Origin of the sequence: Flavobacterium sp. ov086 (assembly GCF_900187965.1) — a bacterium.
Classification (GTDB): Bacteria; Bacteroidota; Bacteroidia; order Flavobacteriales; family Flavobacteriaceae; genus Flavobacterium.
Genome location: NZ_FZNL01000019.1, coordinates 24,771 through 36,989, shown reverse-complemented (window position 1 = coordinate 36,989; position 12,219 = coordinate 24,771). Strand labels below are relative to the sequence as shown.

At 34.3% G+C, this 12,219-nt stretch carries 12 protein-coding genes; 8 read left to right on the top strand and 4 right to left on the bottom strand.

Annotated features, from left to right (window positions below; translation table 11 throughout):
* Nucleotides 1-49 precede the first annotated feature (49 nt).
* Nucleotides 50-355, top strand: a complete 306-nt coding sequence (locus tag CHB81_RS18925; protein WP_089353408.1) for a hypothetical protein — start codon at nucleotides 50-52, stop codon at nucleotides 353-355.
* Nucleotides 356-446: 91 nt separating this feature from the next.
* Here CHB81_RS18925 and CHB81_RS18920 read toward each other — a convergent pair whose 3' ends face one another.
* Nucleotides 447-1,433 (bottom strand): GlxA family transcriptional regulator, encoded by a 987-nt coding sequence (locus tag CHB81_RS18920; protein ID WP_089353407.1) that lies wholly within the window; start codon nucleotides 1,431-1,433, stop codon nucleotides 447-449.
* Nucleotides 1,434-1,589: 156 nt separating this feature from the next.
* Here CHB81_RS18920 and CHB81_RS18915 point away from each other — a divergent pair, with 156 nt between their 5' ends.
* The 7 genes from CHB81_RS18915 (at nucleotide 1,590) to CHB81_RS18885 (ending at nucleotide 6,406) form a co-directional block, all read left to right on the top strand.
* Entirely contained in the window at nucleotides 1,590-1,901 is a 312-nt protein-coding gene (locus tag CHB81_RS18915; RefSeq protein ID WP_089353406.1) for an EthD family reductase, read from the top strand.
* Between the two features lie 52 nt (nucleotides 1,902-1,953).
* A complete protein-coding gene (locus tag CHB81_RS18910) occupies nucleotides 1,954-2,454 on the top strand; it encodes a DinB family protein (protein WP_089353405.1) in 501 nt (166 codons plus the stop codon).
* 17 nt (nucleotides 2,455-2,471) lie between these two features.
* Nucleotides 2,472-2,915, top strand: coding sequence for an ATPase (locus CHB81_RS18905; protein ID WP_089353404.1), 444 nt, complete (start codon nucleotides 2,472-2,474; stop codon nucleotides 2,913-2,915).
* Between the two features lie 319 nt (nucleotides 2,916-3,234).
* Entirely contained in the window at nucleotides 3,235-3,813 is a 579-nt protein-coding gene (locus CHB81_RS18900) for a Crp/Fnr family transcriptional regulator (protein ID WP_089353403.1), read from the top strand.
* Between the two features lie 87 nt (nucleotides 3,814-3,900).
* Entirely contained in the window at nucleotides 3,901-4,371 is a 471-nt protein-coding gene (locus CHB81_RS18895; RefSeq protein ID WP_089353402.1) for a DUF4440 domain-containing protein, read from the top strand.
* A gap of 41 nt (nucleotides 4,372-4,412) precedes the next feature.
* Nucleotides 4,413-5,435 carry a trans-acting enoyl reductase family protein gene (locus CHB81_RS18890; protein WP_089353401.1) on the top strand — a complete coding sequence of 341 codons (1,023 nt, stop codon included), beginning with the start codon at nucleotides 4,413-4,415 and terminating at the stop codon, nucleotides 5,433-5,435.
* Between the two features lie 197 nt (nucleotides 5,436-5,632).
* Nucleotides 5,633-6,406 (top strand): isocitrate lyase/phosphoenolpyruvate mutase family protein, encoded by a 774-nt coding sequence (locus tag CHB81_RS18885; RefSeq protein ID WP_089353400.1) that lies wholly within the window; start codon nucleotides 5,633-5,635, stop codon nucleotides 6,404-6,406.
* 323 nt (nucleotides 6,407-6,729) lie between these two features.
* On the opposite strand, the gene CHB81_RS18880 is transcribed toward CHB81_RS18885, so the two are convergent.
* The 3 genes from CHB81_RS18880 to CHB81_RS18870 form a co-directional block, all read right to left on the bottom strand.
* A complete protein-coding gene (locus CHB81_RS18880) occupies nucleotides 6,730-8,739 on the bottom strand; it encodes a hypothetical protein (RefSeq protein ID WP_089353497.1) in 2,010 nt (669 codons plus the stop codon).
* A 166-nt stretch (nucleotides 8,740-8,905) separates the two neighbouring features.
* Nucleotides 8,906-10,336 carry a hypothetical protein gene (locus CHB81_RS18875; protein ID WP_089353399.1) on the bottom strand — a complete coding sequence of 477 codons (1,431 nt, stop codon included), beginning with the start codon at nucleotides 10,334-10,336 and terminating at the stop codon, nucleotides 8,906-8,908.
* 165 nt (nucleotides 10,337-10,501) lie between these two features.
* On the bottom strand, nucleotides 10,502-12,157 hold the full coding sequence (locus tag CHB81_RS18870) for a RagB/SusD family nutrient uptake outer membrane protein (RefSeq protein ID WP_176427549.1): 1,656 nt from the start codon (nucleotides 12,155-12,157) through the stop codon (nucleotides 10,502-10,504).
* Nucleotides 12,158-12,219: the final 62 nt, after the last annotated feature.

Here is a 12,219-nt window from a genome sequence, read left to right as displayed (position 1 = left end):
TGTGTTGAAGTTCAAAAAATAATAATTTAACCTTTTTAATAATAAGATTATGGTAATACAGTATCAAGGTGAACAACACGGAAAAAAAACAAACTTTACAATAAGAATAATCGGAAACAATTTGTCGAAAAGCAGTTCTAATTATCAAATTGATTTATTGGTAGGAGACAAGCAATTGCCAACTTTTACAACATCAATTCATCAGAGTTTGTCAAATTGTTTAAAAGAGATTTACTTGTTTAGAAAACATAATGGAATCAAATTTGATGCTTCTTCAGAGAAAGTTTCACCGCTTTTGGTACCGTACGATCAGGTTTTGTACAACTACAACAAGTACGCATTGTTTATGGCATAAACAGTAATACTGCAAAATAAAAAAAGACTGTTTGGTTGATTACTGAACAGTCTTTTTTTGATATAAAATCTTAAAATTGGGATCAAAGAAACTAAGCACTCAGAAGCACATCTTTATGGTATTTTCTTTTATATTCTAATGGAGACATGCCTGTGATTTTTCGAAACACTTCCCGAAATGCTTTTACATCAGAATAACCAACTTCGTACATAACTTCATTAATTGTTTTCCGGTTAGTTTCAAATGCTTTTTTTGCGGCTTCTATTTTTACTCTTTGAGAATATTCAATTGGAGTATTTCCGGTAGCTTTTATAAATCTTCGATCAAAATTTCTTCTTCCCACATTAAATTTTGAGGATAATTCTCCAATGGATATTTTTTCTTCTAAATTCTTTTCGATGTACAATTGTGCTAGTTGTACCATTTCGTCATCATGCTTTTTTTGACCTGTAAAAATGGCAAATTGAGACTGCGTATTTCTGTTCATTTCGATCTGAAAAACTTTCGAACAATAAATAGCGGTATTTCTATCGAAGTATTTCTCAATTAGATAAATCATCAGATTCAAAAATGAATAAGCTCCGCCATTGGTATAAATTCCTTTTTCATCGGTAATCAATTCATCGATCTGTAAATTCACTTTCGGGAACATTAATTTGAAATTTTCGGTAACAGACCAATGTGTAGAGCAGCTTTTTCCGTCCAGTAATCCAGAAGCGGCGAGTACAAATGCGCCTGTACAAATGGTTGCAATTTCGGCACCGTTATGATATTGCTTTTCTAACCATGGCAACAATTGCTCATTATCTTTTAATGCTACATTATAATTATGATTTAATGAAGGTATAATGATAAGGTCCGTTTTAGAAATTTCCGATATATTGAGATGTGGCCTGACGGTAAATAATCCGCCATTAAAATCTATTTCTGCAGAAATTCCGGCCAATTGTATATTAAACAACTCTTTTTTGCCATTTGCCTTATTGTAGGCATTTGCTCTACAAAAGATTTCGTAAGCGCCCGTAATACTCGGAAGATTATTATCTCCATTGGGAACTATAATGGTAAGATGTTTCATCGCTTTTTTTTATAGGTAAAGATAAGAAATGTTTTTGTCCAAAACTACCCCATACAATGTCTGATTAACACCCTATGAATATGGATATTAGATGATAATTTTACAGTAGTAAATTCAAAGAGAGCTATTTATGAATAATTTAAGCAAAAAACCACCATGGCAAAAATGACCGTGATTTACATCACACCAAAAGATAAGGAATTTTTTGAAAAGCATTATTTTGAAGTACATATTCCACTTGCAAAACAATTACCGGGATTACTAAAATATGAAATCAATAATGGACCAATTGTTTCGCTTACAGGACATAATGACGTTTATCGTGTAGCCAATTTGTATTTTGATTCACTTGAAATTATGATGGAATCTTTTAAGTCAGATATAGGACAGCAATGTGCAGTTGACAGAAGGATTTTTGCAAGCGATGATGAGGTTCAGATTTATGTATATGATTCAAAAAATACCTGAAATACCAACAAAAAACTATTATAAATTTTACAACTATTAAAAACTAAAAAAAATGACAACAGCAACAGTAACAACAGTAACACCGACATTATTCGTAAAAATGATATTGGACAGATGGTACGCATCTATAGAAAATTGTGACACATTATTAAGTTCGTTAACAGACGAAACTTTGCAAAAAGAAATTGCTCCGGGAAAAAACAGAGGTATTTATTTGTTAGGGCACCTTATTGCGGTTCATGATGATTTGTTAATTCTATTGGATATGGGCGACAAATTATATCCTGAATTAAATGAACCATTTATAAAATCTCCGGATAAAACTGTCGAAAAACTGCCAACTGCATCAGAATTACGAACTTTTTGGGCAAAACAATCTGAGGCAATAAAACAAAAATTTGATAAACTAAAACCGGAAGAATGGTTCGAAAAACATACAGCCGTAAATGCCGAAGATTTTGAGAAAGAACCACATCGCAATAAATTGAATATTGTAGTAACAAGAACATCGCATTTGCAATACCATTTAGGGCAATTGCGATTGCTTAAATAATATTAAAAAACAACAAAATGGCAACATCAAATTTTAGTACCACAATCTTGGTCGATAATTCTAAAGAAGAAGTTTTTAATGCTATCAATGACGTTCGAGGTTGGTGGCAAGGCGAAATAGAAGGAAATACAGATGCGCTAAATGACGAATTTAGTTATAGTGTTCCGGGTATTCATTTTTCGAAACAAAAAATAATTGAGTTTATTCCAAACGAGAAAATCGAGTGGCTTATTACAGATAGTAAACTAAGTTTTGTGAAAGACCAAAGTGAATGGACGGGAACAAAAATTGTATTCGAAATCTCTGAAGTAAATAATAAAACGCAAGTCCGTTTTAGTCATTTAGGTTTGGTTCCTGAATTTGAGTGTTATGGTGATTGTTCAAATGCCTGGAGTAAACTTATAGTAGAAAGCTTATTTAGTTTGATAACTACCGGAAAAGGAGTGAATGTTTTCGGGTAAAAACACACATTTATTCTACCGTATGGATACAAGGATAGAAAATAACACGAGTTGCACGAATTGCCACTAATTTGTTTGTGAAATTAATTTCACAAACTAGCCTATTAAAATTAGTACCAATTCGTGCTCAAAATTGATTTATAATATTTGTATCCAGAGAGTAGCATTTATTAAGCTATTAAAATGGATTTAAATGTTTGATTTAATGGAGATTTAGATTTGTATTTGGAAGATTTGGCTAATCCGAAAAATGAACTTATTTTAGTGCTAAATTTCTTGCAGCATAACTGAATTATCCAAATAGCTAAAATATAGAAAGTTGAACGAGACTTCTGAATTTCACATTTTTTATAAACACATTGCAAAATTCTCTTCTATTACAGAAAAAGAATTTGAAGATATAATACCTTATTTTGCAAAGGTTATCTTTAAAAAAGGAGATAACCTTGTAAAATTGGGCGATAAAGTAAACCACACTTATTGGGTCTCTAAAGGCTTAGCCGTGTCTAACTATATAGACAATGCAGGCAAAGAGCATATTATGCAATTTGCCAATGAAGGCTGCTGGATTACAGATCAGCAGGCTTTTTATAATCAATCCACAGCCATTTTTGATATTGTTTGCCTCGAGCAGACAGAATTGATTTCGATTTCATTTGAGGAAAGGGAAAAACTATGTTTAGCCATTCCGAAGATGGAACATTTTTTTCGTAAAAAAGCCAATGACAGTTTTGTAAAACAACAAAAAAGGTTGTTGACCTACATGACCAACGATGCAACAGAGAGGTTTAATCTCTTACTCAAAGAGTATCCTGATTTGATACAAAGAATTTCTAAAAGAAAATTAGCGGCTTACTTAGGTGTATCAAGAGAAACATTGAGCCGTTTGAAAAAATAATTTGTCTGTTTTAAAAAAGTGACATACATCACCACTTCTTTATCTGCATAAGCTGAATTTTGTACTATAACATTAACAATAATTATCATGCACAACAAATTATTTATCTCAGCACTTGTTCTTGCGATGCTATTGTCTTGCAAGGATCAAAAAAAAGAAATTCAGAATATAGGTTTAGAAGAAGCTAAAAAAGCAATCGCCGAAAGTAATGCCATTTACTTTGAATCATTCGTAAAAAATGACTCTTCAATTTTTATCAATCGTTACGCAAAAGATGCTTGTATTATGGCGCCAAATGCAGTACGAATGTGTGGTCCTGAAGCTGCAGCAAAATTCTTTAGGGCGGCTTATGATAGCTATGGCATGAGAAATGGTAAATTCATAACAACAGCCGTATATGGTGACGGAATTGAATACGTGACCGAAGAAGGTCTTTGGCAGTCTTTTAATGCAAAAGGAGAATTGTTTGATGACGGTAAATTTCTGGTACTTTGGAAAAAAGCTCCCGAAGGCTGGAAAATGTTCAGAGATTCTTTTAGCAGTAACCGTAAATTATAAAATACATTAACTAACAATAAAAAACACCAAAATCCCCATTTATGGAAAACAAGATTGTAATATATGGTGCTTACGGGCACACAGGAAAATTTTTGGTTGCTCAGCTTTACCAACAAGGTTACAGACCTATATTGAGTGGGAGAGATGCTGATAAGTTGAATGCTTTAAGTAATGAATATTCGGATTTAATAACAAAAGTAGCCGACATTAATAGTCCTGAAACTTTGGATAAGGCTTTCGCCGATGCAGAAATAATAGTAAACTGTGCCGGTCCGTTTTTAGATACAGCAGAGCCAATAATTAAATCTGCGATACGATTAGGTAAACATTATCTTGATGTGAGCGCAGAACAAAAAGCGGTTCTGGACATTTTTGAACAATTTTCTGAAGAGGCAAAAAGTGCCAATGTAACCATAATTCCCGCTGCTGCATTTTATGGCGGATTGGGAGATTTATTAAGCACAACACTTACTAAAGATTGGGATAAAGTAGATGAAATTTCAAGCTATATTGGTCTGGATTCCTGGCATCCAACAAAAGGAACTCGTTTGACAGGTGAGCGAAATCATTATCAAAGATTTATGTTTGAAGACCATCGCTTGCAACCGGTTCTGGAAGTTAAATCAAAAACCTGGGAGTTTCCGGATCCAATATCGACACAGCAAGTCGTGACTGTTCCGCTTTCGGAAATCATTACAATTTCACGTCATATAAATGTCAACACAATTAATACCTATCTGAGTCAAAATTCTTTGACAGATATAAGAAACGAGGAAACTCCGGAACCTAAAGCAGCCGATAAAAAGAATAGATCATCACAGATTTTTTGTATGGAAGTCGTAGCGGTAAAAGGCAATAAACAAAGAACAATTACAGCTCAGGGAATTGATATTTATGCTGTAACCGCACCTTTAATTGTTGAAGCTTTAAAAAGAATTTTGACAGGAAGAATACAAAAACAAGGTGTTACAACATTAGGAGAAGCCTTTGATGCAACAGATTTTCTTAATGCGCTCGATGTTGATGATATTGTGATTTCGGAGATTAAAGAAACTGATTTATAATTCCGAAAAGGGTTTTTCGAAATTATGTGCAACGGTGATTCCTGCAAGGTTTTTTTCAACCTTGTAGGTATTTAATATATTCAAAATCTATATTTTTTTTCAAGTTTTTGAATGTCACTAGTTAAACCTACAAGGTTGAAAAAAACCTTGCAGGTTGGATTACTAATAAAAAAAGTAAATTACTATTATTTAATTATATGAAAAATAATTTTCAAAAATTTAAAGAATTACATACTCAGTCTGAGCCATTGTTGATTGGTAATGTATGGAATGTACAAAGTGCCGGGAAACTGGAAAATTTGGGTTTTAAAGCAATCGGAACATCGAGTTATGCAATTGCCGAAACATTAGGATATGCTGATGGTGAAGAAATGAGTTTTGATGAATATCTGTTTATTATAAAACGTATTGCTGCTACAGCAAAAGTGCCGCTTTCAGTAGATTTAGAAGCGGGTTACGGAAAAACTACGGCAGAAATTGTTGCCAACATAAAAGAGCTGTACAAAATTGGTGTTTCGGGAATTAACATCGAAGATTCTGTGGTGGAGCAAGGAGCAAGAACGATTGTTGCTGCAGAAATATTTGCTCAAAAAGTTAAAGCTGTGGCAGAAGAACTTTCAAAAGAAAATATTGAAATCTTTATCAATCTTAGATCTGATGTTTTTTTACTTGGATTACCCGATGCTTTGGCTGAAGCCAAGAGAAGAATAAGTATTTATGAAACAACAGGTGTTCAGGGATTATTTTTTCCTTGTGTTATAAAAACAGCAGATATAGAAGCTCTTACAAAAGCAACGAATCTTCCTGTAAATGTAATGTGTATGCCGGATCTTCCTGATTTTAATATGCTGCAAAATGCAGGTGTAAAACGAATTAGTATGGGAAATTTTTTAAACAATAAAATATACGAATACCTGGAATCTGAAGTTGAAACGGTTTTGAAAAATCAGAATTTTAGCAGCGTGTTTTAAAAAGCTAAATAAATAAGTTTATTTAGCTTTTCAATGTAAGACAGAATTTTTGTTCCATCGGAACAATTCATCGGTAATCCCAATAATGACGCATTTTTTTTCGTTGCGTAGGAACGTTTGGTTGCTGACATTAATAAATAAAACATATATGAAATTTACCCAAACGTCCCGATGGGACGATATTGAACTGTAAACATTTTTTTTCTACCGATGAAATGTTCCCATGGGAACAAATTTTTGATGGGGATATTTTTCTTGAAACAAAATAAAATAAGGATGAGCATTATTGCTCATCCCTTCTGTTTTCTACACTAAATAGTATATTAAAGATTGATATTTACCGTATCTCCATCTTTAATTACTTTGTTGACCAATATCTTTTTGCCCTCAGATATTGTGATTTTTAGTTTCTTATCAGCCCTTTCAACGGTAATATCAAAATCTTTTTCGAATGCATTGATACGACGCATCTTCATTGAAGGCCATGATTTAGGAAGTCGCGGCGTGAAATCGAAACTGTGTAAACCTGTCGGGCGAATACCAAATAAACCTTCAGTAAAAATCCTGCAATACAAACCGCTTTCAGCCGAAAGATGTCTTTGATCTCCTTCAGGATACGCTTCTACAGGATAAGGAACATGGTCGCCCAATAAACGACGGTTCGAATAATAATGTAAAAAGTCGAGCGCTTTATCAGTTTCTCCTGCTGCCAATACACCTCTTAGTGCATATAATGTAGAACGATCCCAGAATATTTTGTCGCCTGCAACACTGGCAAGACCATCTTTTGTCCATAATCTTGGTGAGAACAAAGCATTTATAGTTCCGTCTTTTCTATCGTAAATTCCCATAGTAAGCGGGGTGCAAATCCAGGCTCTTAGAACATCGTTTTCTTTATAGTATTTGTAGGTTTCAAAACCTTCTACTTTGGCACCAAAATATTTTTCAATGGCAATTTTTAATTTTTCAGCTTCAGCTTTGTACACTTTAAGTTGCGATTGATCTTTCCCTAGAGCTTCACCAAGATATACAGTTGAGTTAAGGGCATCATAATATAAAGATGAGGTATTTAGATTGGCTTTTCCGGCAGGAAGACGACCTTCAAGTTCATCAGAATCTGACGCAACAACACCATCAGCATTTAATTTTCTATGGCAATATTCTAAACACCATTCAATTAAAGGCCAAAGCTGTTTGGCTTCATTTGTATTTCCTCTTGAAAGTGCATATCTCGAAGCTCCGTAAGCAATCATTGCTCCATCGCCACGATCTCCGGCTCCAGCCCAAATATCAGTTCCTTCGGCTACAATAGAACTTGGGATTGGTTTATACTCTTTGTTCATGAATTTGGCGAATTGCAAATAAGCATTTAATGACGCCTGATTGCCATATTCATATCCTAAATAAGGGAAAAATGGTCCAATATATTCTGCCTGATCATTTGCCCAAATAGCAGCATAATACGATTCTCCTCCCGGACCGTGCATTGGACCTCCTTTAGTTTCAAAAATACTTTCGGAAGCTCTGATTTTCGCGAAAGCAAATTCTGTATTTAAAACCTCATCAGGTGTTTCCAAGATAAGTTTGTCCCAGATTTCATGAATTAATTTCAGACGTTTGTTTTTCTCCTCGTCAACATTTACGACAGGAGTTTGCTCGTTTGCTTTAACGCCTGAATAGAAAACCGAAAAGCTAATAGTTTCATTTGCCTTAAGATTAAAATTTCCGGGATTAGAAAGGTATACATGTAAATCATAACTTCCTTCGGTTCCTTTTGCCGGATCTGTAGTATAAACTGTATTTGATTTCGGAATTTCGACTGCATAGGTTTTTTCGGAAATGTTTTTGAGAGTGTAAATTTCGCAATAACCTGCCAAAGTTGTCGACGGAAAAAACTGTCTTGTTAATTCAAGCGTATTGGTCTTACTTTTTACAAGCAAAGTTCCGTTTAGGGTTAGCGAAACCACTTTTTCTGCAGTAATAGGTTTATAATTTACCGTTATCAGATCAAAAGCATCTTGTGAAAATTGGCGCGTTAAACTTGCATGCGTATTATTAGGGATTGTTCTAAGCATTGGCCAAACCAAACTGCGGGTAGCATGAAACGAACCATCGGCAGCAACTCCGTATCTTAAAACGCAGGAGATTTTTTTACCGCTCATTTCGATATGATCGTCATGCGGAATGTTATTATTTATTTGCCAGGAAATAGAGCCATCCTGATCCATTTGCCAACGGCGATCTTCTTGCGAAAAGGTTTTGCCTGCGATGAAGCAAAAAGCGACAACGACAAATAGAATATGTTTTCGTTTTTTCTGAAATGATCTCTTCATTAAATTTATTTTTAGTTTACAATTAGTAAGTAGAATGTCTTTTTTTGAGTCTGTGTACTTTGTTTTTCTACAGGTTAAAATTACCGCCAACAGTTTTTTATCTATCGTATTTGGTAGTGTTTGTTGTGTTGTTTTTTTTGATAAATATTTTGCTTGCTCTTTAGTACTAGAGAGATGCATTTATTTTTTGTCCCGAGTTTACAGGGACATCAACAAATGTATAGGAAATCCCGTTATCATCTTTCTTGTGGTTGGCGGTAATTTTTTTATTGTTTATAAATATCGTATCATAATTTCCGGAGAACACAACTTGCCATTTTATGGGACTGTTACCTTTATTATGAAGCGTTGTTTTTTTGTTTTCTTGTTTTATAAAAAGCACTGTATTTAAAACAGGCAAATTATCCAGTTCAGATGTTGTATCGTTTTTCCCGCGGTACAAAGTAGTAATTGTTTTTGTTGTAGCATCAGGTTCAATTCCCATATATCCGTGAACAATACCTTCGATTACACCGTATGAAACTTCAGGATATTCCCTTCGTTTTGTTGTGGGATCTGTTAGATGTGAAATATATTCGTAGCCTTTATCTCCATAACCATATTTGTAAAGTAAAAAAGGGAGATAGGATAAGCTTTCGACATTGGTTTTTTGAGAAATAATATGTTCAATTGTTTTTTTAGTTCGGGTTGCGTCAGTCAAAGCATCAAACCATAATAGAAAAAGTTCACCGCCATCTTTACTGAATTTTCCATCACTGGTATAAATTACATTATAAGTTGAGGTAGTATTATCCCACCATATTTGTTCGATTTGATGTTGGTATTTTGCTGCTTTTTTTTCGAAGAATTCAGCTTTCTGAAAATCTCCTTTTTGTTTTAAAATAGAAGAATAGGTTTTTAATCCGCGGTAAATTGCAGCGACTAAATCAACGCCCATTTTTAAGCCCGGAATTCCTTCGGAATAGGAAGCAAGTCCGCGGCATTTATGAAAATCATCTTTTGCATTAAAAGGAACCGGACTGTTTACAAATTCAGGTCTTGTTAGTAAGGAATCTGTTTCAAGCATCCAACGTTCGATATAGTTGGTTGCTGATTTCTCAAAGAAATTTTCAAACTCAGGATTTTTGATATAAGTTTCGTCACCAGTCCATAAATATAACCTCCAACAAGCATACATTACATCAAAATTGCTGTTTAGATTGTACCAGAATTCTTTATCGTTTCTGTAATCTTCAGGAGCGGGTTTTTCGTATTTATTGATTTCCCAATAGGAACACCAATCTTTGTTTTCAGAAATGTTTTGGGCAAAAAGAGAAAGCATGTTCTTGTTTTCTTTATTTAATCCGAGGATTTCTGCGCCAATACTTTGATGGGATACATCTCGCATACAAAAAGCAGATCTTGACGGAAGTGCTGCTTCATACCAAGGTCCAACAGGATCATTTGAATCTCCTTTATAACTCAAAGCCATAGTTTTTGCACGATCAAAAGCAAGTTCTATTGCAGAATCTGATGATTTGAATGTTGTTGTGTTTTGACCAAATGCATTAAAAAAGAAACAGCAATTGGTAGCTATAATTATAAATCCGTTTTTCATGCAGCTATTTTCTATTTATGAATAGGTTTTTTAGTTCGTATTCTATTTAAGATTGTAACTAAAATTTTAAAAGCAAACCCACACAATTAATATGGCAGGTTTGCTGTTTTAGTAGATTTTTAAAGTAATACTTTAAGATTGGGGCAAAAAGCAGAAAGGTTAATTTTAATTATAACCCGGGTTTTGAACTAAACTTGTTCTATTAGTTTCATCTCTCGGAATAGGCAATAAATAATGTTGAGGTTTGAAAATTCTATCCTGAACTTTGGTATAGGTATAGGTTTTTGATCCGTCACCATTTTTGGTAATAACCACTCCCATCAAAGGTTTATTCTCGGTTTCTTCAGCAATTTTCCAACGGCGTACATCGTAATAACGGAATCCTTCCAGACATAATTCAACTTGTCTTTCATTACGGATTTTATTTTCTAATGCAGTTCCTGTCAAACCTGCTAACGGAACTGTTATTCCTGCACGTTGTCTGATTAAATTCAAATATTGAATTGCTGTACCTTCATTACCAAGTTTAAATTGTGCTTCGGCATAGTTAAGATAAATTTCGCCCAAGCGAGAAATAATCCATGCTTTATTGGTTTGCGTTTCGCTGTTGTAATTGTAGGTTGTATCACAATATTTACGGAAAGTGTAACGTGTTTTACTGGCATTCCACGTATCCCATCCTTGTGGAGAATCTAATCCGCCTTCATAAAACTCAGCTTTATTGGAACTTCCTGCATCATAACGATCCTGGCAAAACTCAGGTTTTCCGTAAGCACGCCCGTCGTATACTATATTTTTGTAAAAACGTGGATCTCTGTTTACATATGGTTTTTTAGGATTATATCCAGATGATGGATCTGTAATATCTTTTCCGTCTGCCGTTCCGTAAGCATCGATGTGACTTTGACTTGGCGCAAAATTTGCCCAACCGTGAAAACCGCTTGGCGAATTGAACATTTCTACACCATTAAAAGCACTCCATTGCGGATCTTTACTGGACAATCTGGAACAAATAATTTCTGAATTATTAGTCGTAAAAAGATCTTCATATTTTTTATCATAAAGCTGATAAATATTCAAATCAATAACGGCTTTTGCAGCATCAGAAGCTTTTTTCCATTTATTGATATCATTAGAAGTATTCCATTGTGGACTTGCTGCATAAAGCAATACTCTTGATTTGATGGCAAGCGCAGCACCTTTTGTAATTCTTCCAAGGCTGGAAGTTGTTAGTGGTAATAACTCAGCTGATTTGTCTAATTCTGTTACGATAAAATCAACACATTGATCATACGTGCTACGATCCACTTTAAAATTACTGTTCAGGTCAAACGGTGTAGTAATTAAAGGAACTCCTCCGTAATCGCTTGTTAATTTAAAATAAGCATAAGCTCTTAAAAATGTCACTTCGCCTTTTAATCTGCTGCGGGTGGCTTCATCTCCCGGAACTCCGTCGATTCTGGATAAAAATATATTGCAATTTTGAATCGTAGCATAAGTAGGTTTCCAGACATCAAAATTTCCTGCATTGTCCGGAGTTAAAGCTCCTGAATTTAGGTTCCAAATATCATAATCATTAAAATTATTAAAAGCTTCATCGCATGCCGTAGACAAGATCCAGCTTCTATTTGTTCTGTCATTCCAGTTGTGCTGTGTGCTGGGTAATACGGTATAAAGATTATTTGCGAAAGCTTCAGCAAGTTTCAAGTCGGTCCATACTGATGCATCTGTATAAGAATCCAAAGGAACTTTGTCCAGAGGATCTTCGCTACAGGAAGTAAAAGATATAATTGTGATGAAAGAGGCAAGGAGGAATGCCATCTTTTTTATTAGTTTATTGTTTCTATGATTTTTCATAACCTGATCTTTGTTTTTTTGTTAAG

Excerpts from the sequence above, each read along its gene's own strand:
- CHB81_RS18925 (WP_089353408.1), top strand. The coding sequence starts at position 50 with ATGGTAATACAGTATCAAGGTGAACAACACGGAAAAAAAACAAACTTT.
- CHB81_RS18920 (WP_089353407.1), bottom strand. The coding sequence starts at position 1,433 with ATGAAACATCTTACCATTATAGTTCCCAATGGAGATAATAATCTTCCG.
- CHB81_RS18915 (WP_089353406.1), top strand. The coding sequence starts at position 1,590 with ATGGCAAAAATGACCGTGATTTACATCACACCAAAAGATAAGGAATTT.
- CHB81_RS18910 (WP_089353405.1), top strand. The coding sequence starts at position 1,954 with ATGACAACAGCAACAGTAACAACAGTAACACCGACATTATTCGTAAAA.
- CHB81_RS18905 (WP_089353404.1), top strand. The coding sequence starts at position 2,472 with ATGGCAACATCAAATTTTAGTACCACAATCTTGGTCGATAATTCTAAA.
- CHB81_RS18895 (WP_089353402.1), top strand. The coding sequence starts at position 3,901 with ATGCACAACAAATTATTTATCTCAGCACTTGTTCTTGCGATGCTATTG.
- CHB81_RS18890 (WP_089353401.1), top strand. The coding sequence starts at position 4,413 with ATGGAAAACAAGATTGTAATATATGGTGCTTACGGGCACACAGGAAAA.
- CHB81_RS18885 (WP_089353400.1), top strand. The coding sequence starts at position 5,633 with ATGAAAAATAATTTTCAAAAATTTAAAGAATTACATACTCAGTCTGAG.
- CHB81_RS18880 (WP_089353497.1), bottom strand. The coding sequence starts at position 8,739 with ATGAAGAGATCATTTCAGAAAAAACGAAAACATATTCTATTTGTCGTT.
- CHB81_RS18875 (WP_089353399.1), bottom strand. The coding sequence starts at position 10,336 with ATGAAAAACGGATTTATAATTATAGCTACCAATTGCTGTTTCTTTTTT.
- CHB81_RS18870 (WP_176427549.1), bottom strand. The coding sequence starts at position 12,157 with ATGGCATTCCTCCTTGCCTCTTTCATCACAATTATATCTTTTACTTCC.